The 22,911-nt window shown below is 70.4% G+C and carries 24 protein-coding genes and 1 pseudogene; 12 read left to right on the top strand and 13 right to left on the bottom strand.

Annotation, left to right across the window (positions count from 1 at the left end):
• Positions 1 to 112 precede the first annotated feature (112 nt).
• Positions 113 to 646: a YbhB/YbcL family Raf kinase inhibitor-like protein gene (locus tag AB0305_RS18120; protein ID WP_364137991.1), complete on the bottom strand. Its 534-nt coding sequence runs from the start codon at positions 644 to 646 to the stop codon at positions 113 to 115.
• A gap of 35 nt (positions 647 to 681) precedes the next feature.
• Positions 682 to 1,644: a carbohydrate kinase gene (locus tag AB0305_RS18115; RefSeq protein WP_364137993.1), complete on the bottom strand. Its 963-nt coding sequence runs from the start codon at positions 1,642 to 1,644 to the stop codon at positions 682 to 684.
• An 83-nt stretch (positions 1,645 to 1,727) separates the two neighbouring features.
• Here AB0305_RS18115 and AB0305_RS18110 point away from each other — a divergent pair, with 83 nt between their 5' ends.
• Positions 1,728 to 3,050: an MFS transporter gene (locus AB0305_RS18110; protein ID WP_364137995.1), complete on the top strand. Its 1,323-nt coding sequence runs from the start codon at positions 1,728 to 1,730 to the stop codon at positions 3,048 to 3,050.
• A 71-nt stretch (positions 3,051 to 3,121) separates the two neighbouring features.
• On the opposite strand, the gene nhaA is transcribed toward AB0305_RS18110, so the two are convergent.
• Both nhaA and AB0305_RS18100 read right to left on the bottom strand, forming a co-directional pair.
• The gene (nhaA, locus tag AB0305_RS18105; RefSeq protein ID WP_364137997.1) at positions 3,122 to 4,516 is read right to left on the bottom strand and encodes a Na+/H+ antiporter NhaA; all 1,395 of its coding nucleotides are present in this window, start codon (positions 4,514 to 4,516) and stop codon (positions 3,122 to 3,124) included.
• A gap of 114 nt (positions 4,517 to 4,630) precedes the next feature.
• Positions 4,631 to 5,425, bottom strand: coding sequence for an alpha/beta hydrolase (locus AB0305_RS18100; RefSeq protein ID WP_364138441.1), 795 nt, complete (start codon positions 5,423 to 5,425; stop codon positions 4,631 to 4,633).
• Between the two features lie 220 nt (positions 5,426 to 5,645).
• Here AB0305_RS18100 and AB0305_RS18095 point away from each other — a divergent pair, with 220 nt between their 5' ends.
• Positions 5,646 to 6,752, top strand: coding sequence for a (p)ppGpp synthetase (locus AB0305_RS18095; RefSeq protein WP_364137999.1), 1,107 nt, complete (start codon positions 5,646 to 5,648; stop codon positions 6,750 to 6,752).
• Positions 6,753 to 6,764: 12 nt separating this feature from the next.
• Here the strand turns inward: AB0305_RS18095 and AB0305_RS18090 are convergent.
• Positions 6,765 to 7,504: pseudogene (locus AB0305_RS18090) on the bottom strand (peptidase E).
• Between the two features lie 129 nt (positions 7,505 to 7,633).
• Here AB0305_RS18090 and AB0305_RS18085 point away from each other — a divergent pair.
• From AB0305_RS18085 to AB0305_RS18070, 4 genes are all read left to right on the top strand, one after another.
• Positions 7,634 to 9,193 carry a phospholipase D-like domain-containing protein gene (locus AB0305_RS18085; RefSeq protein ID WP_364138001.1) on the top strand — a complete coding sequence of 520 codons (1,560 nt, stop codon included), beginning with the start codon at positions 7,634 to 7,636 and terminating at the stop codon, positions 9,191 to 9,193.
• 193 nt (positions 9,194 to 9,386) lie between these two features.
• Positions 9,387 to 9,536: a lmo0937 family membrane protein gene (locus tag AB0305_RS18080; protein WP_290257060.1), complete on the top strand. Its 150-nt coding sequence runs from the start codon at positions 9,387 to 9,389 to the stop codon at positions 9,534 to 9,536.
• A gap of 130 nt (positions 9,537 to 9,666) precedes the next feature.
• Positions 9,667 to 10,038 (top strand): DUF202 domain-containing protein, encoded by a 372-nt coding sequence (locus AB0305_RS18075; RefSeq protein WP_364138003.1) that lies wholly within the window; start codon positions 9,667 to 9,669, stop codon positions 10,036 to 10,038.
• Entirely contained in the window at positions 10,035 to 10,424 is a 390-nt protein-coding gene (locus AB0305_RS18070) for a DUF202 domain-containing protein (protein WP_364138005.1), read from the top strand. The genes AB0305_RS18075 and AB0305_RS18070 overlap by 4 nt, the downstream gene beginning before the upstream one ends.
• 60 nt (positions 10,425 to 10,484) lie before the next feature.
• Here AB0305_RS18070 and AB0305_RS18065 read toward each other — a convergent pair whose 3' ends face one another.
• The gene (locus tag AB0305_RS18065; protein ID WP_364138007.1) at positions 10,485 to 11,204 is read right to left on the bottom strand and encodes a VIT family protein; all 720 of its coding nucleotides are present in this window, start codon (positions 11,202 to 11,204) and stop codon (positions 10,485 to 10,487) included.
• A 216-nt stretch (positions 11,205 to 11,420) separates the two neighbouring features.
• On the opposite strand from AB0305_RS18065, the gene AB0305_RS18060 reads away from it, so the two are divergent.
• Positions 11,421 to 11,714 carry a DUF4287 domain-containing protein gene (locus AB0305_RS18060; RefSeq protein WP_290257064.1) on the top strand — a complete coding sequence of 98 codons (294 nt, stop codon included), beginning with the start codon at positions 11,421 to 11,423 and terminating at the stop codon, positions 11,712 to 11,714.
• Positions 11,715 to 11,749: 35 nt separating this feature from the next.
• Here AB0305_RS18060 and AB0305_RS18055 read toward each other — a convergent pair whose 3' ends face one another.
• The gene (locus AB0305_RS18055) at positions 11,750 to 13,273 is read right to left on the bottom strand and encodes a SulP family inorganic anion transporter (protein WP_364138009.1); all 1,524 of its coding nucleotides are present in this window, start codon (positions 13,271 to 13,273) and stop codon (positions 11,750 to 11,752) included.
• A 164-nt stretch (positions 13,274 to 13,437) separates the two neighbouring features.
• On the opposite strand from AB0305_RS18055, the gene AB0305_RS18050 reads away from it, so the two are divergent.
• Both AB0305_RS18050 and AB0305_RS18045 read left to right on the top strand, forming a co-directional pair.
• A complete protein-coding gene (locus AB0305_RS18050) occupies positions 13,438 to 13,839 on the top strand; it encodes a MerR family transcriptional regulator (protein ID WP_290257066.1) in 402 nt (133 codons plus the stop codon).
• Positions 13,840 to 13,913: 74 nt separating this feature from the next.
• Positions 13,914 to 14,912, top strand: a complete 999-nt coding sequence (locus tag AB0305_RS18045) for a bile acid:sodium symporter family protein (RefSeq protein ID WP_290257067.1) — start codon at positions 13,914 to 13,916, stop codon at positions 14,910 to 14,912.
• A 66-nt stretch (positions 14,913 to 14,978) separates the two neighbouring features.
• Here AB0305_RS18045 and AB0305_RS18040 read toward each other — a convergent pair whose 3' ends face one another.
• The 5 genes from AB0305_RS18040 to AB0305_RS18020 form a co-directional block, all read right to left on the bottom strand.
• Positions 14,979 to 15,275, bottom strand: a complete 297-nt coding sequence (locus AB0305_RS18040; RefSeq protein ID WP_290257070.1) for an antibiotic biosynthesis monooxygenase — start codon at positions 15,273 to 15,275, stop codon at positions 14,979 to 14,981.
• 88 nt (positions 15,276 to 15,363) lie between these two features.
• Positions 15,364 to 17,130 carry a biotin carboxylase N-terminal domain-containing protein gene (locus AB0305_RS18035; protein WP_364138012.1) on the bottom strand — a complete coding sequence of 589 codons (1,767 nt, stop codon included), beginning with the start codon at positions 17,128 to 17,130 and terminating at the stop codon, positions 15,364 to 15,366.
• Positions 17,130 to 18,794 (bottom strand): 5-oxoprolinase/urea amidolyase family protein, encoded by a 1,665-nt coding sequence (locus AB0305_RS18030; RefSeq protein ID WP_364138444.1) that lies wholly within the window; start codon positions 18,792 to 18,794, stop codon positions 17,130 to 17,132. The genes AB0305_RS18035 and AB0305_RS18030 overlap by 1 nt, the downstream gene beginning before the upstream one ends.
• A gap of 7 nt (positions 18,795 to 18,801) precedes the next feature.
• A complete protein-coding gene (locus tag AB0305_RS18025) occupies positions 18,802 to 19,560 on the bottom strand; it encodes a 5-oxoprolinase subunit PxpA (RefSeq protein WP_364138447.1) in 759 nt (252 codons plus the stop codon).
• Between the two features lie 93 nt (positions 19,561 to 19,653).
• Positions 19,654 to 20,391: a LysR family transcriptional regulator substrate-binding protein gene (locus AB0305_RS18020; protein WP_364138014.1), complete on the bottom strand. Its 738-nt coding sequence runs from the start codon at positions 20,389 to 20,391 to the stop codon at positions 19,654 to 19,656.
• Positions 20,392 to 20,512: 121 nt separating this feature from the next.
• Between AB0305_RS18020 and AB0305_RS18015 the strand changes: the two genes are divergently transcribed.
• Positions 20,513 to 20,911, top strand: coding sequence for a DUF5997 family protein (locus tag AB0305_RS18015; protein ID WP_290257076.1), 399 nt, complete (start codon positions 20,513 to 20,515; stop codon positions 20,909 to 20,911).
• Positions 20,912 to 21,055: 144 nt separating this feature from the next.
• On the opposite strand, the gene AB0305_RS18010 is transcribed toward AB0305_RS18015, so the two are convergent.
• On the bottom strand, positions 21,056 to 21,433 hold the full coding sequence (locus AB0305_RS18010) for a VOC family protein (protein ID WP_290257077.1): 378 nt from the start codon (positions 21,431 to 21,433) through the stop codon (positions 21,056 to 21,058).
• 147 nt (positions 21,434 to 21,580) lie between these two features.
• On the opposite strand from AB0305_RS18010, the gene AB0305_RS18005 reads away from it, so the two are divergent.
• Complete coding sequence (locus tag AB0305_RS18005) at positions 21,581 to 22,234, top strand: hypothetical protein (RefSeq protein ID WP_364138017.1); 654 nt, start codon at positions 21,581 to 21,583, stop codon at positions 22,232 to 22,234.
• Positions 22,231 to 22,869, top strand: coding sequence for an NAD(P)-binding domain-containing protein (locus AB0305_RS18000; protein WP_364138019.1), 639 nt, complete (start codon positions 22,231 to 22,233; stop codon positions 22,867 to 22,869). The genes AB0305_RS18005 and AB0305_RS18000 overlap by 4 nt, the downstream gene beginning before the upstream one ends.
• Positions 22,870 to 22,911 lie beyond the last annotated feature (42 nt).

The raw sequence follows: 22,911 nt of genomic DNA, 5'->3' as shown, positions 1-22,911 counted from the left end.
ATTTTTATTGTCCCTCTATAATCCTCCCCCCCCCCCCCTCTCGCGCCTCGCCGGGGGGGGGGCGGGGGGGGGGGCCCGGGCCCCCCGACGCTTCAGTGCTGTTCGGAAAATCTCAGTGCTGTTCGTAGATGCCGGTCAGCCGGGCCCGTCCGATGCTGTGGCTGAAGAGGTTGAAGCCAAGGAAGGCGGGGCTGCCGTCCGCGTCGACGTCGAGGTGTTCGACGTCGACGGCGTGCACCACAACGAGATAGCGGTGGGGACCGTGGCCCTTGGGCGGCGCTGCCCCCACGAAGCCAGCGAATCCGGCGTCGTTCTTCAGCTGCAGGGCGCCCTCGGGCAGGTGCGCGCCGTCCTTGGAGCCCGCGCCGGCCGGCAGCGAGGTGACGTCCGCGGGGATGTTCAGGACGGCCCAGTGCCAGAAGCCGCTGGCCGTCGGAGCGTCCGGGTCGTAGACGGTGACGGCGTAGCTCTTGGTGCCTTCCGGGGCGCCGCTCCAGCTCAGCTGCGGGGATTCGTCCTCGCCGCCGGCACCCATGAGCCCGCTGCGCTGCGGCGGCGGGAGGGTCTCCCCGTCGGCGAAGGATTCACTGCGGAGGTCGAAGGCGGGAACGTCCGGGAGCGGGGCATACGGGTCGTGGGAGGTCATGGCTGCCTTTCAGGTCTAACGCGGAGGTCGGGAGCTTACGGGGCCGTGCTGGTGTTCACGCTACCAAGTTCCATTGCGGAGAGTTCCGCGCGGCCGGGCGGGTTGGCGCCGGCCCGGGAGACGGTGACGGCGGCGGCCGCGGCGGCGTGCACCAGGAGTTCGCGCAGGCTGCCGGCGGAAAGGGAGCGCAGCTCGCCGCGGTTCTGCGCGCCGTCCAGGCCGCGGTCCACGATGCCGGACAGCAGCGCCGCCATGAACGAGTCCCCCGCGCCCACGGTGTCCGCCACCTTGACCCGGGGCGCCGGCGCCTGCGCCTCGCCGTCGGCGTTGACGCCCCAGGGGCCGTCCGCTCCGCGGGTGACCACCACCAGCGCGGGGCCCTCGGAGCCGCCCAGCGTGAGCCAGCGCCGCGCCGAATCCAGCGGATCCACGCCGGGGTAGAGCCATTCGAGGTCCTCGTCCGAGGCCTTGACGACGTCTGCGAGGGCGACGAACTTTTCGGCCTGGTGCCGGGCATAGACGGCGTCGGTGATGATGCTGGGGCGGCAGTTGGGGTCGAAGCCGATCGTGGCGGAGGGATGGGCGCGTTCGACGGCGGCAAACACGGCGGCGGCGCCGGGCGCCAGCATGGTGGCGATGGAACCGGTGTGCAGCAGAGTGGTGCCCTGCAGCATGAGCGGCAGCCGCTCGGTCAGGTTCGGCAGCTGCCAGGCGAGGTCGAAGGTGTAGCTGGCCGCACCGGCGTCGTCGATCAACGCCGTCGCCACCGAGGTGGGCAAGTCATCGGGGCCGAGGGGCAGCAGCACGGAGCCGGATTTCAGGTGCGCCGCCACCGCGTCGCCGTACTCGTCCCGTCCGTAGCGGCCGATGAACTGGACCGGGTGGTCCAGCCGGGCCAAACCGATGGCGACGTTCAAGGGGCTGCCGCCGACGTGGGCCTGGGTGCCGGAGGACCGCTGGACGACATCTACCAAGGCCTCGCCAATGACTGTGAGCATGGTCATACTCTGCCAGAGAATCCTGCACGGCGCCGCTCCCGGGCCACTTTCTAGCAATACCCCCAGGGGTATATTATTGAGGCATGTCGACTCCCGCCCCCAGCCATGCCTCGCGCCGCGACGCCGTCGGTTCCTCCGTCATCCTTGGCCTGCGCAGCAACCTCCCGCAGTTCCTGCTGCTGGTGGCGGTCAACGCCCTGGTGGGCGGAACCCTGGGCCAGGAACGCACCGTGCTGCCGCTGCTGGCCGGCAACGTGTTCCACCTGGACTCCTACAGCGCCGCCCTGACGTACATTCTGGCCTTCGGGCTGGCCAAGGCGGCCACCAACTACGCCGCCGGAACACTGTCGGACCGGTTCGGGCGCAAGCCGGTGCTGGTGGCCGGCTGGCTCATCGCCCTCCCGGTGCCGCTGCTGCTGATCTTCGGGTCCAACTGGGCCTGGATCGTTGCCGCCAACGTCGTGTTGGGCCTGAGCCAGGGCCTGACCTGGTCCACCACCGTGGTGATGAAAATGGATCTGGTGGGACCGCACCGCCGGGGCCTGGCCATGGGCTTCAACGAGGCGGCAGGCTACCTGGGCGTCGCCGGCACCGCACTCTTCACCGGCTATCTCGCGGCGACCTACGGCCTGCGGCCGGCCCCGTTCCTGCTGGGCGCCGCATTCATTGCCGTGGGTCTGGGCCTGTCCATCCTCACCGTCCGCGAAACGCACCACCACGCCAAGGCCGAGGCGGCATCACGCACCGGTTCCGTGGCGGAGACCCAGCCGGGTGCGGCGGCGGGTCCGGCTGCGGGCGCTGCTTCGGGCGGACTCAGCAGCCGCGAGGTCTTCACGCTCACCAGCTTCCGGGACGGCTCCCTGTCCGCGGTGAGCCAGGCCGGGATGGTGAACAACCTCAACGACGGCCTCGCCTGGGGACTGTTTCCGGTGCTGTTCACCAGCGCAGGCCTGCCGCTGGAGCAGGTGGGGATCCTGGCCGCCGTGTACCCGGCGGTCTGGGGCGCGGTGCAGCTGGTCACCGGGGCGGCGTCCGACCGCTTCGGCCGGAAGTGGCTGATCGCCGGCGGGATGGGCGTGCAGGCGGCGGGCCTGGTGATGGTCGCGGCGGGCCACGGGTTCGGCGTCTGGCTGGCCGCCGCCGTGCTGATGGGCGTCGGGACGGCCATGGTCTACCCCACGCTGCTGGCAGCGATCGGCGACGTCGCCCATCCGGGCTGGCGGGCACGGTCCGTGGGCGTCTACCGGCTCTGGCGCGACGGCGGCTTCGCCGTGGGCGCACTGTTGTCCGGCATCCTGGCCGACGTCTACGGGATTCCGTCGACGATCATGGTGGTGGCCGCCCTCACCGCGGCGTCCGGCGTGGTGGTAGCCCTGCGGATGCGCGGCACGGACCACCGGCGCTAAACGACCGCAAGGCGGGGCCGACGTCGCGCCCCGCCCCGGCCGCCGTCGTCATTAGGAACCCGCCGCCGTCGTCAGGAACCCGCCGCGTCCTGCTGGTAGACGTCCGGAATACCGTCCTGGTCCGAATCCCGGCGCTCCTCTTCCTCCGCGATCCGGTACTGCCGGTTCCGGGTGGTGAGCACCGCGCTGGCGAGCAGGGCCGCGATGAAGGAGGCCGCCAGGATGCCAACCTTCGCGTGGTCGTCGTGGGGGCTGCCCTGGCCGAAGCTCAGCTCTGCCACCAGCAGCGAGACGGTGAACCCGATGCCGGCGAGGATGGACACCCCGGTGATATCGATCCAGCGCAGCGAGCCGTCCAGCCGCGCGCGGGTCAGTTTGGTCAGCAGCCACGTGGTCGCCAGAATGCCGATCGGCTTCCCGAGGACCAGCGCCACGATGATGCCCAGAGCCACCGGATCGGTCAGCGCCGAGCCCAGGCCCTCCCAGCCGCCGACCGCCACCCCGGCGGAGAAGAACGCGAAGACCGGGACGGCCACGCCGGCCGAGATGGGCCGGAAGCGATGCTCGAAAATCTCCGAGAGGCCGGGCCCGGCCTCGGGTCCACCGCTGGCCTGCGAACGGATCACCGGGATGGCAAAGCCCAACAGCACGCCGGCCACCGTGGCATGGATTCCGGAGGCGTGGACCAGGGCCCAGGTGATGACACCCAGGGGCAGCAGGATCAGCCAGGCGGCGGGAGCCTTCAGGCCGAAGAATCGCCGGTACCGGTGGGCCAGGAACGTGTAGAGGCCCAGCGGCACGAGCGCCAGCAGCAGGGGCAGCACATGCAATTCCCCGGAATAGAACACCGCGATGATGGTGATGGCGATCAGGTCGTCCACCACCGCAAGGGTGAGCAGGAAGATCCGCAGGGCACTGGGCAGGTGCGAGCCGATGATCGCCAGGACGGCAACGGCGAACGCGATGTCCGTTGCGGTGGGAATGGCCCAGCCCCGGAGCGTTTCGGCGTTGCCCAGGTTCACCAGCACGTACAGCACCGCCGGCACCAGGACACCGCCGGCCGCGGCCGCCACCGGGACGATCGATTTGCTCAATTGCCGGAGGTCGCCGGCAATGAACTCGCGCTTGAGTTCGAGCCCCACCAGGAAAAAGAAGATCGCCAGCAGCCCGTCCGCTGCCCAGGCGCCGAGGCTCAGGTTCAGATGCCAGGGTTCGTAGCCGATGGTCAGGTCGCGGAGCGCGAAGTAGCTCCCCGACGCCGGGGAGTTCGCCCAGATCAAGGCGACAACGGCGGCGGCCACCAGCAGCGCGCCGCCGACGGTTTCCTTGCGAAGGATTTCGCCGATGCGCAGTGATTCGGCGTAGCTGCCGCGGCTGAACAGGGCGGGACGGGAGGCGGGCTGCTTCGGTCCCGGCGTCCCCGGGCCCGGCGGCTGCGGGGAAGGGGTCGTGGGTGTCTGGCTCATCTGGGAAGTCCTCACGGTTGGGTCGACGAATTCATGCCGACCAGACTTCCCGGCGCACCTGACTCCAGTCTAGGCGATGGGCCCGGCTCACCGATGGCCGGTCCGGCCGCCGGCTCAGGCGAGCAGCTGCTGGACCAGTTCCCGCGACTTCCGGTAGGCCGGCGCCTTCGTATCGATGAGGGCGAAGTGGTCGCCGGGGACCTTGACCAGCTGAACCGCGGCTCCGGCGGCCCGGCCGGCGGCGGCATAGCTCTCGGACTGGCTGATCGGGACGGTGTCATCCTCCGTGGTGTGGAGCGCGACGACGGGCACGTCCAAGGGCACAGCGGTCATGGGGTCCGCATACTTATGCCGTTTGGGGTATCTTTCCGAAGAGCCGCCCAGGAAGTTGCTGACGGCCCCGTTGCTGAGGTCCAGCCGGTCTGCCTCGGCCAGGTTCAGCAGCCCGGACTGGCTCACCACGCCCGTCAGGTGCACCGCGGCGCCGTCGTCGTTGCGTTGCAGTTGCCGGTCCGCGTCCGGAAGTCCCAGCGCGCCCAGCCGGCTCCGCCCCGCGGCCCAGACGGCCAGGTGGCCGCCCGCCGAGTGGCCCAGCGCCACCACGCGGTCCAGGCCCAGGCCGTGCTCGCCGGCGGCATCCCGGAGCTTGTCGATGCCGTTCAGGACGTCCGCGAAGGTCTGCGGCCAGCCGCCGCCGTTGCCGGCCCGTCGGTACTCGAGGTTCCAGGCGGCCATGCCGTGGCTCGCGAGGTCCTTGGCCAGCGGCTCGCCCAGTTCGGCCCCGTACTGGGAACGCCAGTAGCCGCCGTGAATGACCACCGCCACGCCCCTGGTTTCGGTGCCGCCGGGCAGGAACAACTCGGCCCACTGGCTGGGGTCGTCCCCGTAGTGATACTTCTGCCGCTTCACGGTGTCCTCCCGGGGGCCGGGTGAGCATGCCACGGCGGCGGCCCCCAGAGCCGCCGTAGCCGCGGCACCGAGCAACACCCGACGCCGCAGATCAGCCATGCCCAGAGCCTACCGTGGGCCCGAGGCCGGACGGCGGAGGCCCGGGCGGACGTCTCCGCGGGGAACCGGAGGGCGGCGGGGTCCGGGCACGCTGTCGGTGCCGCACCGTATGCTGGGGCGCATGGCAAGCAACTGGGACCGTCTGGACCCCGCACTGCGCGAATCGGTGCAGGAAAACGTGGAGCTCTACGAGCGGGTCCGCCCTGCCCTGAAACTCGTGACCCGGGACGTGCTGCTGACGCTGCGGACCATGTTGAAGGGCACCGAGGTGACCCCGCTGTTCGTCACCGGACGGACCAAGACGGTGGAATCCTTCCGGGAGAAGATCTCCCGGGTGGAGGAATCCGTGGAACCCGGGGCGCCGCCGGTGCTGAAATTCCCGGACCCGTTCCGGACGCTCAATGACATGGTGGGAATCCGGGTGATCACCAAGCTTCCGGCGGAGAATGCCGTCGTTGCCAACCTGATCAAGCGGCAGCGGCAGCTCTTCGATTGCCGCGGTGACCGGGAAAAGGACATCGGCTCGATCGAGTCGGGGACCTACGGGTACTCCAGCCGGCACCTGATCCTGCGCAGCATCCAGAATGAGGCGGTCAAGGAGTACCAGCAGGTCTTCAACCCGGAGGCCCAGCCCAACGGCAGCTACTTCTTCGAATGCCAGATCCGGACGGTCTTCGCCCACGCCTGGAGCGAGATCGAGCACGACATCCGCTTCAAGGCCGAGGACCCGCGCGCCTGGACCCCGCAGTTCGACCGGCAGTTCACCGCGACCGCCGCGATGCTCGAGACCGTGGAAAGCGCGTTCGCGGACCTGCACGAACGCTACGAGGAGGTCCGCAGCTACTGGGACATGGAGGGCGAGGGCGCCGCGCAGCTGACGCCGAACCGGATCCGCGACGTCTGGCGGACCCTGCTGCCGCACGTTGACCGGAAGGTCGACGACGACTGGGGCTGGGCCGCGGAACTGATGGCGGCCCACGGGCTGAACCAGACCGTGGAACTCGCGGGGCTGCTGAGCGCTGCCCGCATCACCGAGGTCCGCAAGGCCCTGGACCACCGCTACTCGCCCGGGCCGGATCGGCTGCTCGATGACCTGCTGCTCTGGGAGTACGGCCACGCTCACATCGACCTCACGGCCGAGCCCGCCGATACGGTGCCGCACCCCCGCCGGGACAGCCTGCTGCGCCGCCTGAAGCAGATCGAGCGTTACCGACTCACCAAGGGGTAGGACACAGCGGAGCTAGAGGGCCGTCGGCTCCAGTTTCTCCTCGACCACGGTGGCGTCGGGTGTTCCCGGCCGCTCGAGCCGCACCCGGTAGGCCGCCTTGCCTGGGGCTTCGGTGACCACGTCGGCGAGGTCGGGGCCGCGGTAGACCAGGCCGACGCCGTCGTCGGTGCAGTGCGTCTCCCCAGCGTGCCGTCGGCCACCAGCCGGTGCACCGCTGGACGGCGCGCGGCCTCGGAGTCGTAGTGGACGCCATTGTCGTACGGCAACAGTGCCAGCCCGTTGTCCACGGCCCGGAGTTCCGGGCCGAACGAGTCGGTGGTGCCTCCCTTGAACCAGCAGATGGACCCGGCGGAGACCCCGGCGAGGACGACGCCGGCCTCCCAGACGCGGCGGAAGATGCTGTCCAAGCCGTGTGCGCGCCAGACCGCCAGAAGATTGACCACCGAGCCGCCGTTGACCCAGACGACGTCCTGGCCCAAGAGGTATTCCTCGATGTTCCCGACGTTCGGCATGGTGAACAGGTTCAGGTGGCTGAGGTCGAACTTGGCTACCCTGCCGGCCTCGCTGAGTTCGTGGCTGAACCGGCGCTGGTCGCCGCTGGCCGTGCCGACATGGCTGATCCGCGGCGCCCGCCCGGAGACCCCCGACAGTTCGACGGCGTGATGCACCAGTTTGTTGAACTCGAAACGGGTCCGGGTGCCGGGGCGCAGGCCGCCGGACGTGGCGAGGATGGTGGGACTGTCGGCGGTCATGGGTGCGGGTTCCTCCGGCGGTATCAGGGGCGGTGTGCTTCGAGACTAGCCGTCATCTGCGCGCCAGCGGCTACCTTTGGAGGCAGGCGGCAGGCTACCTCCCGCCCCGACAGCCGAAAGAAGGTCTGGATGGACAGCGACGCCGGTGCATGGTTCCTCAGCGGACCGGAGCGGGGAAACCCCGCCAGCGAGGTCCAGGACGGCCGGAACGGAGGTCCCGCCTGGTCGGAGGGGAACCTGGTTCGGCCCCTGGTGCACGGGGCCACCTACTTCGCCCGCCTGTACGAGGAACTGTCCTCGCTGACCGCCGGCGACCGCGTCTGGTTCACGGACTGGCGCGGCGACGCCGACGAGCGCCTGGTGGCCGGCGGCCCCACCATCGGCGACCTGCTGTCGTCCCTGGCGCGCTCCGGCGTCGAGGTCCGCGGCCTGGTGTGGCGCTCCCACGGTGAGCGCATCTCCGCACCGATCAGCGGCCGCTCCAACGAGCTGCTGGGCCGCGAGATCAACGACGCCGGCGGCGAAGTCCTGCTCGACCAGCGGGTGCGGATGTTTGGCTCCCACCACCAGAAACTGGTGGTGATCCGTCGCCGGGATGATCCGGCCCGGGATGTGGCGTTCGTCGGCGGCCTGGACCTGTCGCACAGCCGCAGGGACGATGCCGGCCACGCCGGGGATCCGCAGGCCGTGGAGATGGACCCGCGCTATGGTGACCGCCCGCCGTGGCATGACGCCGCCCTGGAGCTGCGCGGTCCCGTCGTGGCGGACGTGCTGGCCGCCTTCGCCGAACGCTGGAACGACCCCCACCCCCTGGACCGCAAGACCCCCTACCGAATGCTGCTGCAGCGCCTGGCCCGGATGCCGCGGCATCCCGAACCGCTGCCGGAGACCGCCCCGCCGCCCCGGCCGGCGGGTGGCCACGCGGTCCAGTTGCTGCGCACCTACGGGGTGAAGCGGCCGCCTTTCCCGTTCGCGCCCGACGGCGAACGCAGCATCGCCCGCGCCTACGCGAAGGCGTTCGGCCGCGCGAGGTCGCTGATCTACATCGAGGACCAGTATCTGTGGTCCCTCGAGGTGGCGGACGGGATCGCCGCGGCCCTGGAACGCAATCCCGACCTTCGGGTGATCGCCGTCGTGCCGCGCTACCCGGACTCGGACGGCACCCTGGGCGGTCCGCCGCGCCGGCTCGGCCAGCTGAAGGCCCTGCACCGGCTGCACCGGGCCGCCCCGGACCGGGTGTCCGTGTTCGACCTGGAAAATGCCGCCGGAACCCCGGTGTACGTCCACGCCAAGGTCTGCATCATCGACGACACCTGGTTCACCTGCGGTTCGGATAACTTCAACCTCCGGTCCTGGACCACGGACAGCGAACTGACCTGCGCCGTTGTGGCCCCGGCCCTGGCCCGGGAGCTCCGGCACGAACTCTGGGCCGAGCACCTGGGCCTGGACCCGGCCGACCCCCGGATGGACGACGCCGATTCCTGGGCCGGCCTCTGGGAGGGGACGGCGGCCGCGCTGCAGAACTGGCACGACGGCGGCCGCCCGGGGCCCCGCCACGCGGGCCAGGTACGCCGCCACTCCGTCGAGACCGTGACCCGGCTGCAGCGGCTCTGGGCCGAACCGCTGTACCGTCTCGTCGTCGACCCGGACGGCAGGCCGCGGCGGCTGCGGGGAACCACCCAGTTCTAGGAACAGGCTCCGGAGCACCGGCGGCCGCACGGGCTGACCCACCTGACCTGCGGATCCATGCCAGACGCATCATCGGCGCGCCGCTTGGCAAAAGATCGCAAGCACCCTTACTATTTCCTCTGAAGCGGCCCCCGGGCCGGGACTCACCAAGAACCATCCATATCTTCACCCAAAGAGTCATCAAGGAGTCATCATGTTGCTTTGGATCGCGATCATCCTGGCCGTTCTCTGGCTGCTCGGCCTGCTCGGCAGCATCGGCGGCGGGTTCATCCACCTGCTGCTCGTCGTCGCCGTCATCGTCCTGATCTTCCACTTCGTCCGTGGACGATCCTCGCGCGTCTAAGTACCGCGTAACCCGGCAATGGCGGGGGTGCTGACCTGGTCGGCTCCCCCGCCATTGCCATGTCCGGGCTAGCCTAGATCCGGTGGCCACCCAGGCCGCCGCCGGCCCTCAGGCCGGGGAAGGGAGTCCCGTGAAGAAGATCCTGTCCCGCGAACCCGGCTGGCGTCGGGAGGGGCAGATGCCCGACTACCGGTTCTCCCTTGCCAACGAACGTACCTTCCTGGCCTGGATCCGCACCGCGATGGCCCTCCTCGCGGGGGCCATCGCCATCGACCAGCTCACGCCGCAGATCGCACCCCAGCCTGTGCGGGTGGTGCTGTGCCTGGTGCTCTCTGTCATTGGCGCCCTGCTGGCCGTCGAGGCCTACCGCCGCTGGGCCCTGCAGGAACAAGCCATGCGGAACAACCGCGAACTCCCGCATGCCTGGCTGCTGGTGGCGATGACCGGAGTCATCGCCGCGGCCGCCGTCGTCTTCGCAGTCCTGATCCTGCTCGGCCGATGAGCGCCGCGGCCGACGGCGGAACGGTCCCGGGCCGGGACCCCGGCCTCCAGCCGGAGCGGACCTCACTGGCCTGGCGGCGGACCCTGCTGGCGCTCCTGGTGGCGGACTTCTTCATCTGGCGCTCCTGGCTCACTCACCTTGGGTTGGAACACGGCCAGGAACACATCCCCGAACAGGGCGGACCCGGCGGCTACGCGCTGGGCCTCGGAATTGCCGCCGCGGCCGCCGCGGCGGCAACGGTGCTGATCTCGGGCTGCGTCATTGTCCGGGCCCGGGTCCTGCGGCGCGGCACCGACGCCCCGTCCGCCGCCCTGCTCCGCACGGCCGCCGGTGCGGTCCTCCTGCTCGCCGCGGCGGTGTCCGCCAGCATCGTCCTCTCCCGCTGACCCACCCGAGGGAACGCCTCAGGGCGACGCCGCCGCTGTCATTGACCTCCGGCAGGGGCTTTACGCGATGCCGGTGGTGCCGAGCAGCAGGCCCACGGCGTAGGTGAACGCCATGGCCAGCGCACCGCCGATCACCAGGCGCAGGGTGGCCTTCCGCTTGGAGCTGCCGCCGATCCTGGCGCTGATGGTGCCCGTGATGGCCAGTGCAATGACGACGGCGACGAAGGTCAGCGGGATGCGCACCTCCGCGGGGGTCAGGATGATGGTCAGGAACGGCAGGATCGCGCCAACGGTGAAGGCGATGGCCGAGGCCATGGCGGCGTGCCAGGCGCTGACCACCTCGTGCTCGTCGATCTTCAGCTCGGCCTCAAGGTGCGCACCCAGCACGTCATGGTCGGTCAATTCCCGTGCCACCGTCTGGGCCGTAGCCGCCGAGAGTCCCTTCGCCTGGTAGATCGCGGCGAGCTCCGCCAGTTCGCCCTCGGGATCCTCCGCCAATTCGCGGCGCTCCTTCTCGATCAAGGCTCGCTGGCTGTCGCTCTGGCTGCTGACGGAGACATATTCCCCAAGAGCCATAGATACCGCGCCACCAACGACGGCGGCCGCGCCGGCCACCAGGATGGGGGTGACATCGTTCGTTACACCTGCCACGCCCACCACGGTCGCGGCGACGGAAACAATGCCGTCATTCGCGCCGAGGACGCCGGCCCGCAACCAGTTCAGCCTGGCGGCAATGCTCTCGTCGTGCGGTTCGTTGGCGTGCAGCGTGGCGTCAGTCATGGCCTTAGTAAAACACCCGGCGGCATGCCGCGCCACGATGATCCGCGGGCGGGCGGGATGGGACGCACGTCGTCGGACCCGCCGGAGGCCCGCCCGAAACCCGCCGGAAGCCCTCGAAGGCCCGCATGGAGGGCCCCTCCGGCTCTGGCGCGGCCCCCGCCCCGTGCCTAGAGTGGCCCCCAAACGCTCAAAAGACGGTCCAACGAAGGGACATCGATGTCATTTCAGGCCTACCTTGACTCCATCGAGGCTAAAACCGGACTCACCCCCAGGGAGTTCCTCAATGCCGCCCACCAGCGGGGCCTGACGGGCACCTCCGTGAAGGCCGGGGAAATCCTCGACTGGCTCAAGGCCGACTACGGGTTGGGCCGCGGCCACGGGATGGCCCTGGTGCATGTGTTCAAGCACGGCCCGGGCATCAGCGCCAAGCACGTCGGCACAACGGGCGCGCACAGCGATGCCACCGACACCCTGTGGCTCGACGGCAAGGACTCGAAGCCCGGGACGTAGGCCCTGAACTCAGACCCGGGGCACGCCGTCGGGGATCAGTGCCCGGCGCCGAGCTTCCCGCCGAGCCGTTCCCGCATCCGGACGCTGGCGTCGTTGAGACCCACGATCTTCACGTCCTTGCCGTGGTGGCGATACTTCTCCGTGATCGCATCCAGCGCCGCCACCGTGGAGGCGTCCCAGAGGTGGGACGCGTGCAGGTCGATCACCACGAACTCCGGGTCCAGCGCATAGTCGAACTGCGTATAGAGCTCGTTCGAGGAGGCGAAGAACAGCTCGCCGGTCACCGTGTAGGTGGCGGTGTCATGGCCACCCGCGGTGGAAACCGTGCGTTCCACGGTCACGAAGTGCGCCACGCGGCGGGCGAACAGCACCATGGCCACGAGCACCCCGACGCCGACGCCGACTGCCAGGTTGTGGGTGGCGACGGTGCCGATGACCGTGGCCACCATGACCGCGGTCTCGCTCTTGGGCATCATCTTCAGGGTGCGGGGCCGGATGCTGTGCCAGTCGAAGGTGGCCACCGACACGAAAATCATCACCGCCACCAGTGCCGCCATCGGGATCAGGGACACGATGCCGCCCAGCACCGCCACCAGGATCAGCAGGAAGACGCCGGCCAGGAAGGTGGAGATCCGGGTGCGGGCGCCGGAGGCCTTGACGTTGATCATGGTCTGGCCGATCATCGCGCAACCACCCATGCCGCCGAAGAAGCCGGTCACGATGTTGGCCACGCCCTGGCCCCAGGCCTCGCGGGACTTGGGCGAGCGGGTGTCGGTAATGTCGTCGACCAGCTTGGCCGTCATCAGCGACTCCAGCAGCCCCACGAAGGCCATGGCCAGGGCGAACGGGAAGATAATCTGCAGCGTCTCGACAGTGAAGGGGATGGACGGGATCAGCAGGGACGGCAGCGAATCCGGCAGTGCACCCTTGTCCCCCACGGTCGGGACGGCGACGGCGGCCAGCACGGTTATGAGCGTCAGCACCACGATCGCCACCAGCGGGGCGGGGACGGCGGTGGTCAGCTTCGGCAGCCCGAAGACGATCACGAGGCCGAGGGCCGCCAGCGGGTACACCAGCCAGGGGACGCCGAGGAGTTCCGGGACCTGGGACATGAAGATCAGGATGGCCAGGGCGTTGACGAAGCCCACCATGACCGAGCGCGGGATGAACCGCATCAGCTTCGCCACACCGGACAGCCCCAGGATAATCTGGAAAATGCCGGCGAGGATGACCGCCGCGATGAGGTAGTCCACGCCGTGGGACGCGACCAGCGGTGCCATCACCAGGGCCACGGCCCCGGTGGCGGCGGAGATCATGGCGGGACGGCCGCCCACAATCGAAATGGTGACGGCCATGGTGAAGGAGGCGAAGAGGCCGATCCGCGGATCGACGCCGACGATGATCGAGAACGCAATCGCCTCCGGGATCAGCGCGAGGGCAACGACGAGGCCGCCGAGGACCTCGGTCTTCAGCCGCCGCGGGGAGGCCAAGGTGGCCCGGACGGACTGACGTTCTTCTGGCGTTTGGGCGGGTGCGGGCACGGCGGTTGTCACGGCCACTGCTGGCTCCGTTTCTGATGGGGCGCCGGGGCGCCACGGATCCCGGGACCTGCCCGGGTCTGGCGAATGCTTGAATGCGTCGATTACGGGCGCCTCACTGCGCCTGAGAAGAGCGGGACGGCTTGGCCATCACACCGCGTTACCACCAACTCTACCCTAACGTGATGGTAGAGTTGAACGTCGAACGGACGGAGACCTTCATGACGGCCAACAGCACCACCATGCACATCGGCGAACTGGCGGAACGCACGGGCCTGTCCCTGCGCACCATCCGGCACTACGACGACGTCGGCCTGCTGCCCGCGTCCGCCCGCACCGATGGCGGCTTCCGCGTCTATTCGGAGGCCGACGCCGAACGGCTGATGGTGATCAAGCAGATGAAACCGCTCGGATTTTCCCTGGAGGAAATGGCTGAGATCCTGGCCCTGCTCGGCGCGGACACCCCCGCCGCCACCACCCCCCTCGCCGCATTTCTGGAGCGCGCCGAAATCCAGCGCGCCAAGATGGCCCGCAACCTCGCCCAGGCGGACGAGTTCATCGCCATGCTGGGCCGCAGGACCGCCTAGCCCCGCCTGACACACTCCCCGCCCCCCCGGTCACAAAGTGGCCCCGCGGGCGCGCCGAATGGCACCATTCTTGGATGCTTGAGGCAACTAAATCTTCAGACTCCCGCGCCGACGCGGACACCCCGGCCAATCCCGCCCTCGCCGCCGAGGCCCGGATCGCCCGCATCGCCGTTACGGTCTTCCCGCTCCTGGTGGTGGTGGCCGGCGTCGTGGGCTTCTTGGCACCGGGCGCCTTCAAGCCGCTCGCACCGAGCGTCCCGTATCTGCTCGGCATCATCATGTTCTGCATGGGGCTGACCCTCACTCCGCCGGATTTTGCCTCCGTGGCGAAGCGGCCGTGGGCCGTGGTGCTGGGCATCGTGGCGCACTACGTCATCATGCCGGGGGCCGGCTGGCTGATCGCTCAGGCGCTGCACCTCGAGCCGGAACTCGCCGTCGGCGTCATCCTGGTGGGCTGCGCGCCGTCGGGCACCGCCTCGAACGTGATGGCCTTCCTGGCCAAGGGCGACGTCGCCCTTTCGGTTGCCGTCGCCTCCGTCTCGACGCTGATCGCCCCGGTTGTCACTCCCCTGCTGGTGCTGTTCCTGGCCGGTTCCTACCTGCAGATCGACGCCGCCGGAATGGTGCTGGACATCGTCAAGACCGTGCTGCTGCCCGTGGTCGCGGGCCTGCTGGCGCGACTGTTCCTCAAGCGCGCGGTGGCCAAGGTCCTCCCGGCCCTGCCGTGGGCCTCGGCAGTGGTGATCTCCCTGATCGTGGCGATCGTGGTGGCCGGCAGCGCAAGCAAGATCGTCGCCGCCGGCGGCATCGTCTTCCTCGCCGTGGTCCTGCACAACGGCTTCGGCCTGGGCCTCGGCTATCTCGCCGGCAAGCTGGGCCGCCTGGACGACAAGGCCCGCCGCGCCCTGGCGTTCGAGGTGGGCATGCAGAACTCCGGCCTGGCCGCGACGCTGGCCACCGCGCACTTCAGCGCCCTGGCCGCCCTGCCCTCGGCCGTGTTCTCGCTGTGGCACAACGTCTCGGGGGCCATCGTGGCCGCCTGGCTGGCGCGCCGTCCGCTGCGCGACGCCTAAGCAGCTTTTCGTTTTACCGGGTGGGGCGCGTCGCTGTGGCGGCGCGCCCCACCCGCATTTCCGGCCTCAGCCGATCCGCGCCGCCTCGTCCAGGGTCCGGGCCTCGAAGTGCTCCAGCATGGGGCGGATCGCGGCCAGCCCGTGGGTAAAGGTTTCCGAGGCGCGCCACTGCTCGATCTGCTCCAGGGACTCCCAGGCGCCGGTGCTGATGAAGCGCTGGCGGACGTCCTCGTCGTGCATCAGCACGGCCTGGGCGCCGGGATAGTCCTCCTGCGTCTTCCTGGCCAGGTCCCGCCAGGCCTGGACGAAGTCGTTTTCGCGGCCGGGATGCACCAGCCAGATCCCCAGGCTGTAGACAGACATGGTCCGCCTCCGTTCTCGATGTGGGGCTGATTCCCCCAGCATCGGACTGGACCGAAGGCGCCGGTAGGGCCGGACTGCCCGCCGGCCGCTACCCGATCAGGGCCAGGACTGCTCCGGCACTGATGGTGCCGCCGGCGTCCGCCCGGACATCGGTGAGCGTCCCGTCCCGGTGCGCGGAGACCTGGGTTTCCATCTTCATCGCCTCGAGGACCACGACGGCGTCGCCGGCGGCGACCTCGGTCCCGGGCTCCACCAGCCACTTCACCACGGTGCCGGCCATGTCGGCGCGGAGTTCGGCCGGGTCGGCATCCCCACGGCCGGCGGAGTCGGCGACGTCGTCGCGGGCACTCACGCCGGGCGCAGCGGCGACGCCGTTCCCGCTGCGCATCCACCCGTCCAGCAGCTCCCCGGGGAGCCCGACGGCGAGGCGCTTGCCGTCCACCTCAACGGTGATGGTGCGGCGCGCGCCCTCGGGTGCGGCCGGGCTGTAGTTGGGGTCGGCCGGGATCCGGTCCGCGAAGTCCGTCTCTATCCAGCGGGTATGGACCTTCAGGGCGTCGGGGGCGGTGAAATCCTCGGCGTCGAGGACGGCTCGGTGGAAGGGCAGCACGGTGGCGACGCCGGTGATCTCCAGTTCGGCGAGGGCACGGCGGGCACGGCGGATGGCCTGCTGCCGGTCCGCGCCGGTGACGATCAGCTTGGCCAGGAGCGAGTCGAACTGCGGTGCCACGATCGAGCCGGCGCGCACCCCGGAATCGAGCCGGATGCCCTGGCCGGTAGGGCCGTTGAAACCGGTGACGGTACCGGGAGAGGGCAGGAACCCACGGCCCACATCCTCGGCGTTGAGCCGGAATTCGAAGGCGTGGCCGCGGGGTGCCGGGTCGCCGTCGAGGCCCAGCGGCTCTCCGGCGGCGATCCGGAACTGCTCCTGCACCAAGTCCACGCCGGTGGTTTCCTCGGTGACCGGGTGCTCCACCTGCAGGCGGGTGTTGACCTCAAGGAAGGCCACGGTCCCGTCGGCCGCGACGAGGAACTCCACGGTCCCGGCCCCGGTGTAGCGGGCCTCCCGGCAGACGGCCTTGGCGGCGTCGTAGATCTGCCGGGTCTGTTCATCGGTCAGGAACGGTGCCGGGGCCTCCTCGACCAGCTTCTGGTGGCGTCGCTGCAGTGAGCAGTCGCGCGTGCCGACGACGGCCACGTTTCCGTGCGTGTCGGCGAGGATCTGGGCCTCGACGTGGCGGGGCCGGTCCAGGTACCGCTCTACGAAGCACTCGCCGCGACCGAAGGCGGCGACGGCCTCGCGGACGGCGGAATCGAAGGCCTCCTCGACCTCGTCGAGGGAGCGGACCACCTTCAGGCCGCGGCCGCCGCCGCCAAAGGCCGCCTTGATGGCCATGGGCAGGCCGTGCTCCTCGGCGAAGGCGCGGGCCTCCGCCGCTGAGCCGACCGGGCCGTCGCTGCCTGCCACCAACGGGGCTCCGGCCCGGACCGCCGTCTCGCGGGCGGTGATCTTGTTGCCCAGCAGCAGGATGGCCTCCGGCGACGGCCCGATCCAGGTCAGCCCGGCGTCCAGGACGGCCCGGGCGAAGTCTGCATTTTCGGAGAGGAAGCCGTAGCCGGGGTGCACGGCGTCGGCGCCGGACGAGGCGGCCGCGGCGAGCAGCTTGGGGATGCTGAGGTAGGTCTCAGCCGGCGAGTTGCCGCCGAGCGCGTAGGCCTCATCGGCTGCGGAGACGTGGAGGGCGTCGGCGTCGACGTCGGCGTACACGGCCACGGAGGCGAGCCCCGCGTCGTCGCAGGCCCGGGCTATCCGGACGGCAATCTCTCCTCGGTTGGCGATCAGGACCTTGCGCATCAGGAACTCACTTCTGTGTCGGAGACTGTTGGGTTGTCGCTGGCGCTGTCCCTGTCGGCCCAGCGGAAGCGGATGATTCCGCCGATCGGGACCTGCCCGGCCCGGTCAAGGTGCTCGTCGACGACGACGGCGATCACCGGATACCCGCCGGTGACGGGGTGGTCGGCCAGGAAGAGTACGGGCAGGCCCTCGGGCGGGACCTGAAGCGCACCGGAGACGGTCCCCTCGCTGGCCAGTTCCCCGTCCCGGGTGCGGCGCAGCGGCGTACCGTCCAGCCGCATGCCCACGCGGTTGGACTGCGGCTTCACGGTCCACTCCTGGGCGGTGAGGGCGTCCAGGGCGGCCTGGTCGAACCAATCCGAGCGGGGTCCGGGGACGACGTCGAGCACGGTCACGCCCTCATCGGGGAAGTCGGGCTGGATCTCGGGGTGGCCCACCACGCCCGACTCTGCGCTGCCGCCGGCGGCCAGGGCCTGCCCGGCGGCCAGGGGGGCGGGCCCGAGGCCGGCGAGCGTGTCGGTGGAGCGGCTGCCCAGCACCGGCGGGACGTCGACGCCGCCGCGCAGGGCCAGGTAGCTGCGGAACCCGCTGGCGGGGGCGCCGAGGGTCAGGGTCTCGCCGTCGAGCAGCGCGAACGGGGTGGCCATGGGCACGGTCCGGTCGGGCGCCGCGCCGTCGTCACCGGCCGTGATGGTCAGCCCGGCTGGGGCACCGGTGACGGCGAGGACCTGGTCGCCCACGGCGCGGACCTGCAATCCCCCGGCCACCGTCTCGATCACGGCGGCGGACGCCGCGTTCCCCACCAGGCGGTTGGCCCGGCGGAGCGAGGCTCGGTCCAGGGCCCCGGCCGCGGATACGCCCAGGCCGGCGTGGCCGGTGCGGCCCAGATCCTGGATCAGGCTCTGCAGCCCGGGCGAAATGATGCGAAGTCCGGAGGAGGCTTCCTGCGCCGCTGCGTCGGCGGCAACGTCCGCGGCCGGTGCGGATTTGGGGGTGATGTCCAGGCTTTCCCGGACCGCGCGGAACTGGATCCGCTGGCCGGGGGCGGCGAGGGCGGGCTGGTCCCGGCCGAGGTCCCACATCCGGGCGGTGGTGTGTCCGATCAGCTGCCAGCCGCCCGGTGAACGGCGCGGGTAGACGGCGGAGTAGGTGCCGGCCAGGGCGACGGCACCGGCTGGCACGGCGGTGCGGGGCGAGCTGCGGCGCGGCACTTCCAGGGCGGTGTCTTCACCCAGCAGGTAGCCGAAGCCGGGGGCGAACCCGGCGAAGGCCACGGTCCAGAGTTGGCCGGTGTGGGCGGCCACGACACCGTCGGGGCCCAGCCCGGTCAGCCGGGCCACCTCGGCGAGGTCTTCACCGTCGTACACGGTGTCGATGAACACCAGGCCGCCGTCGCGCTGGACCGGGGCGGTGAGGTCGAGTTCCGGGAGGGTGGCGGCGATGCGGCGGGCGGAGGCCGGGGAGTCGGCGGTGACCAGGACCGTCCGCGCGGCGGCCAGCACGTCCACCTGGCCGGGCAGCGGGTGTTCCTGGAGCAGGGCCTGGAGGGCCAGGACGTCTCCGGTGCCGGCGAGTTCGGCGAGGACCGCGCGGGTCCCGGCAGGGCGGACGCCGGCCACCTTGCCCGTTCCGGCCTGCAGTGCCTCCCCCGTTGTCTGGGTCATCACGGGCCTAGACAAATGCGGCGGTGCCGATGCCGGCGTCGTTGAGGGCGGCGCGGACGGCAGCCGACATGGCCACGGCTCCGGGTGAATCGCCGTGGACGCAGATGCTTTCGGCGCGGATCTTCAGGATTGAGCCGTCGATCGCGCGGACGGCGGAGTCCGTGGCCATCCGGAGGACGTGTTCGGTAACCTCGGCGGGGTCGTGCAGGACGGCGTCCCGGCGGGTGCGCGATACCAGGGTTCCGTCGGGGTTGTAGGCGCGGTCGGCGAAGGCCTCCGTGACGGCCCGGAGACCGGCGGCCTCGGCCAGGCGCAGCACCTCGGAGCCGGGCAGCCCCAGGATGGGCAGGCCCGGGTCTACCGACTTCACGGCGTCGACGACGGCTTTGGCCTGGGCGGTGTGCGAGACGATCGCGTTGTAGAGGCCGCCGTGGGGCTTGACGTAGGTGACCTTGCCGCCTTCCGCGGCGGCGAGGGCCTGCAGCGCGCCGATCTGGTAGACGACGTCGTCCGCGAGTTCGCCCGGGTCGATGTCCACGAAGCGGCGGCCGAAGCCGGCAAGGTCGCGGTAGCCGACGTGCGCGCCGATGGTGACCCCGGCGGCGACGGCGTCCCGGCAGGTCTGGCGGATCACGCTGGGGTCGCCGGCGTGGAAGCCGCAGGCGACGTTGGCGCTGGAGACGGAGCGGAACATGGCGGCGTCGTCGCCGAGGCTCCAGCGCCCGTAAGATTCGCCGACGTCGCTGTTCAGGTCAATGGTGTTCAGCCCGGTGGTGGCCATGTGTGATCCTCGTCTCAAGGTTGCTTCCTACCTAGGATGCACCATGAATGAGGATTGTTCAACAATTTTCTATGCGGGTTAGCGCTTTCCCTTTTTGCGGGAGCCCTTGCCCCGGCCCTTGTCCGGGTTCGGGGCGTAGCGCTGGGCAACCTTGGGCTGCTTCACGGCCGGTCCGCGGCGGTCCGGCTTGGGCGCCCGCTTGGGCTTCTCCTGCTGGGCAGAGGGCTGCCGGGAACTGGCGGCGGTGCGTCCTCGGACAATCCCGATGAACTCCTCGATCACCTCGTCCGTGGACTCGCTGGGCCAGGCCAGGGCGATCTGCGTGACGGGAGCTCCGGTGAGACGCCGGGCGACGGTGTCCTTGACGTTGAAGTGCCGCGCCACGGACATCGGCAGGATCACCAGCCCGGCGCCGGAGGCTACCACCTGCAGGGCGGGTTCGGCACCGCCGAGGTCGGCCACGTCCAGGAACGTCTCGGCGGACAGGTCCTCCAGTGCCACCTCCTCGAAGAGGGAGATTTCGTGGCCCTTGGGCGCCACCACCACGGGCTGTTCCTCGTAGAGCGGGATGACACTAAGGCCCTCTCGGTCCACCGGCAGGCGGACGAAGCTCAGGTCCGCGGAGCCGTCGCGCAGGACGGCGAGCTGGGCGGCGTCGTCGGTCATAAAGGAGCCCAGCGGCACGTCCGGCATCCGCTCCTCCCAGCGGCGGATCCATTTGCCGGGCGTCACCCCGGCCACGTAGGCGAAGCGCAGCTCCCGGGGCTGGGGCGCGGACTCGTCATGGGGCTGGGTGGTTTCTTCTGCTGCGGGCACAGCTTCACAGTACCGCCCGGGCCTCCGGCGCGCGGGGGCGGCACCGGGGTCTATCCCGGCGTCGCTCCCGGGAGTGGGTGCATTGGTGCCCCGCGGGCGCGCCGACCGATACCCTTTAACCATGACCTCTGCAAACTCCCAGTCCATGAAGCCGGCCACCGTTGCCAAGAAACTTGGCATCTACCTGCCCGCCACGCCCCAGGAGTTCCAGGATTCGGTCATTACCCGTGAGGAATTCGCCGAGCTCCAGGCCAATCCGCCGGAGTGGCTGGCCGAACTGCGCCGCAACGGCCCGCACCCGCGTCCCGTGGTCGCGCAGAAGCTCAACGTCTCGATCAGCGGCCTGGCCCGCGGCGGCGTCGAGGAAGCGCTGACGACGGCGGAAATCACCGCGCTGCTGCAGGCTCCCCCGGCCTGGCTGGTGTCCGAGCGTGCCACCCACGCCGCCGTCCGCGCCGAGGCCCAGCGGGTCAAGGACGAGGCGGCGAAGAAGGCCGCCAAGAAGGCCCGCACCGAGTAGGACCCGGGCGGCCGTAAGCTGGCCGCGCCCGGCAACCGTCGTCCATTTAGACGGTTGGCCGCACATTCGACGTCTCCGGACGTCGATCCGGCAGGGAACCGTCGAAACGGCGGGCCCAGCCCACACGACCGGCGGGCGCCGGGCCTAGTCCTGGTGCAGCTGGACGTAGTTGCCGCAGCCGTCGTCGAGGATGGCCGTGGTGCCACCGGGACCGTCTGAGGGCTCGGTCAGGAACATGACGCCCTTGGCCGTGAGCCGCTCGTACTCCGCCCGCACATCCGGCACCCCGAACACGATCGCGGGCAGCCCGGCGTCGTGCACGGCGTTCATGTAGGAGGCGCCGATCGGGTTGTCGCTGGGTTCCAGCAGCAGCCCCACCGTGGCCGCACCCTGGGGGTCCTTGATGATGTAGAGATTGTGCTCCGGCATGGCCATCATGGTCTCGAAGCCGAGAATGCCGGTGTAGAACTCGTGGGCCGCGGCCGGGTCCTTGACATGTATACTGCACATTTTCAGTCGCATGGGCCCTAGGCTACGCGGCGGCCGCCGCCCTGGGAACGGGTGCGAGCGGCCCCACTGGGGACTTTGCGCCATTGACGGCCCGGCCCGGATGACCTGCAATGGAAGGAGCGGAACGCACCCGCCCGGGGGTTCCGCGGGAGGTGCGCGATGCCGTTTCCTGCAATGTTTGCCGTGACGGGGCTGTGGCAGTTGCTGGCCCTGACCCTGGTGGTGGCCATGGGCGCCGCCGGGTCCGCCGCTCTGGCCCGCAAGCACCACGCCGACCCCGCGACCCTCCCCGACTCCGTCTTCTGGGACGTCTTCGCCGGTGTGGCCGTGGTGGCGCCCGCGGTCCTGCTGGGCGCCCTCGCCTCGCCCGCGGCGGGTCTGATGCTCGCCGCCGTCGCCATAGCTTCGGCGGTGGCCAGCTTCCGCTGGACCCCGGCGTTCCTGCTCCGGCAGCGGATGAGGCAGGACGGCAGGCGGGCGACGGCTGAGGACGCTGAGGCCGCGGCCCGGCACGGAGAGGTGCTGGCCCGCTGGCAGCGCTACGAGCTGGATCCAGCCCTCTGCATCGACTACCCGCAGCTCAGCGACGCCCGGCACCCGGAGACCTCTGCCCTGTTCAAGGCCATGCGGCGGGCGGAACTGCTGCGGCCCGTTGCCGGCCGCGGCGGGAGCGCAGGTCCCGGCGGGCCTGGCCGGGCGGACGGACCCAGTTACAGCGACGCCGTGGCGCGGCTGGAAACCGCCTTGGCCGAGGCCGAGCGTTCCGCCGGTGCACTCGGCCAGCCACGGCTTTCACCAGGGAGTGCGCAATGACAGACATCACCATCATCGGCAGCGGCAACATGGCCCGGGCCATCGGGCTGAGGGCGGCCGCGGCCGGGGAATCCATCCAGATCCTGGACCGCAGCCCGGACAACGCGGCCCGGCTGGCGGCGGAACTCGGCGCCGACACCAGCTCCGGCGGCCTGGGCGACGTCCCCGAGGGCGACATCGTGGTCCTTGCCCTGTACTTCGGGCCGGCCAAGGAGGTCGCGGCGCACTACGGAGACACCCTCAGCGGCAAGACCGTGGTGGAGATCAGCAACCCGGTGAACATGGAGACCGGGGACTCGCTGCTGGTGGAGCCCGGCACCTCGGCGGCGGAGGAGGTGGCCCGGCTGCTGCCCGGCGCCCGGGTGGTGAAGGCCTTCAACACAACCTTTGCCGGGCCCCTGGCGGAGGGGTCGGTAGGCGGCCGGCAACTGGACGTGTTCATCGCCTCCGACTCGGAGCAGGCCCGCAACGAGGTGGCATCCTTTGCCGCCAAGGCAGGCCTCCGGCCGCTGCAGGTCGGCGCGCTCCGGCACGCCCGCGAGCTGGAGGGGATCCAACTGCTGATGATCGGGCTGCAGATGAATCCGGCTTACGAATCCTTCAACTGGCAGACAGCGCTAAACGTCATCGACTAAGAGGCAAGAGACGCAAACGACGGCGGGCGGCCCGGTCATCAG

This window comes from Arthrobacter sp. NPDC080086 (genome assembly GCF_040702285.1).
This window is presented reverse-complemented; position numbering and strand designations above follow the sequence as displayed.

What these genes read in the sequence shown, in the direction of transcription:
- AB0305_RS18095 (WP_364137999.1), top strand. Translation starts at nt 5,646, where the DNA reads ATGGCAAGCAACTGGGACCGTCTGGACCCCGCACTGCGCGAATCGGTG.
- AB0305_RS18035 (WP_364138012.1), bottom strand. Translation starts at nt 17,130, where the DNA reads ATGCGCAAGGTCCTGATCGCCAACCGAGGAGAGATTGCCGTCCGGATA.
- nhaA (WP_364137997.1), bottom strand. Translation starts at nt 4,516, where the DNA reads ATGAGCCAGACACCCACGACCCCTTCCCCGCAGCCGCCGGGCCCGGGG.
- AB0305_RS18040 (WP_290257070.1), bottom strand. Translation starts at nt 15,275, where the DNA reads ATGTCTGTCTACAGCCTGGGGATCTGGCTGGTGCATCCCGGCCGCGAA.
- AB0305_RS18050 (WP_290257066.1), top strand. Translation starts at nt 13,438, where the DNA reads ATGGTAGAGTTGAACGTCGAACGGACGGAGACCTTCATGACGGCCAAC.
- AB0305_RS18115 (WP_364137993.1), bottom strand. Translation starts at nt 1,644, where the DNA reads ATGCTCACAGTCATTGGCGAGGCCTTGGTAGATGTCGTCCAGCGGTCC.
- AB0305_RS18045 (WP_290257067.1), top strand. Translation starts at nt 13,914, where the DNA reads ATGCTTGAGGCAACTAAATCTTCAGACTCCCGCGCCGACGCGGACACC.
- AB0305_RS18000 (WP_364138019.1), top strand. Translation starts at nt 22,231, where the DNA reads ATGACAGACATCACCATCATCGGCAGCGGCAACATGGCCCGGGCCATC.
- AB0305_RS18080 (WP_290257060.1), top strand. Translation starts at nt 9,387, where the DNA reads ATGTTGCTTTGGATCGCGATCATCCTGGCCGTTCTCTGGCTGCTCGGC.
- AB0305_RS18030 (WP_364138444.1), bottom strand. Translation starts at nt 18,794, where the DNA reads ATGACCCAGACAACGGGGGAGGCACTGCAGGCCGGAACGGGCAAGGTG.
- AB0305_RS18060 (WP_290257064.1), top strand. Translation starts at nt 11,421, where the DNA reads ATGTCATTTCAGGCCTACCTTGACTCCATCGAGGCTAAAACCGGACTC.
- AB0305_RS18065 (WP_364138007.1), bottom strand. Translation starts at nt 11,204, where the DNA reads ATGACTGACGCCACGCTGCACGCCAACGAACCGCACGACGAGAGCATT.
- AB0305_RS18110 (WP_364137995.1), top strand. Translation starts at nt 1,728, where the DNA reads ATGTCGACTCCCGCCCCCAGCCATGCCTCGCGCCGCGACGCCGTCGGT.
- AB0305_RS18085 (WP_364138001.1), top strand. Translation starts at nt 7,634, where the DNA reads ATGGACAGCGACGCCGGTGCATGGTTCCTCAGCGGACCGGAGCGGGGA.
- AB0305_RS18015 (WP_290257076.1), top strand. Translation starts at nt 20,513, where the DNA reads ATGACCTCTGCAAACTCCCAGTCCATGAAGCCGGCCACCGTTGCCAAG.
- AB0305_RS18005 (WP_364138017.1), top strand. Translation starts at nt 21,581, where the DNA reads ATGCCGTTTCCTGCAATGTTTGCCGTGACGGGGCTGTGGCAGTTGCTG.
- AB0305_RS18070 (WP_364138005.1), top strand. Translation starts at nt 10,035, where the DNA reads ATGAGCGCCGCGGCCGACGGCGGAACGGTCCCGGGCCGGGACCCCGGC.
- AB0305_RS18120 (WP_364137991.1), bottom strand. Translation starts at nt 646, where the DNA reads ATGACCTCCCACGACCCGTATGCCCCGCTCCCGGACGTTCCCGCCTTC.
- AB0305_RS18010 (WP_290257077.1), bottom strand. Translation starts at nt 21,433, where the DNA reads ATGCGACTGAAAATGTGCAGTATACATGTCAAGGACCCGGCCGCGGCC.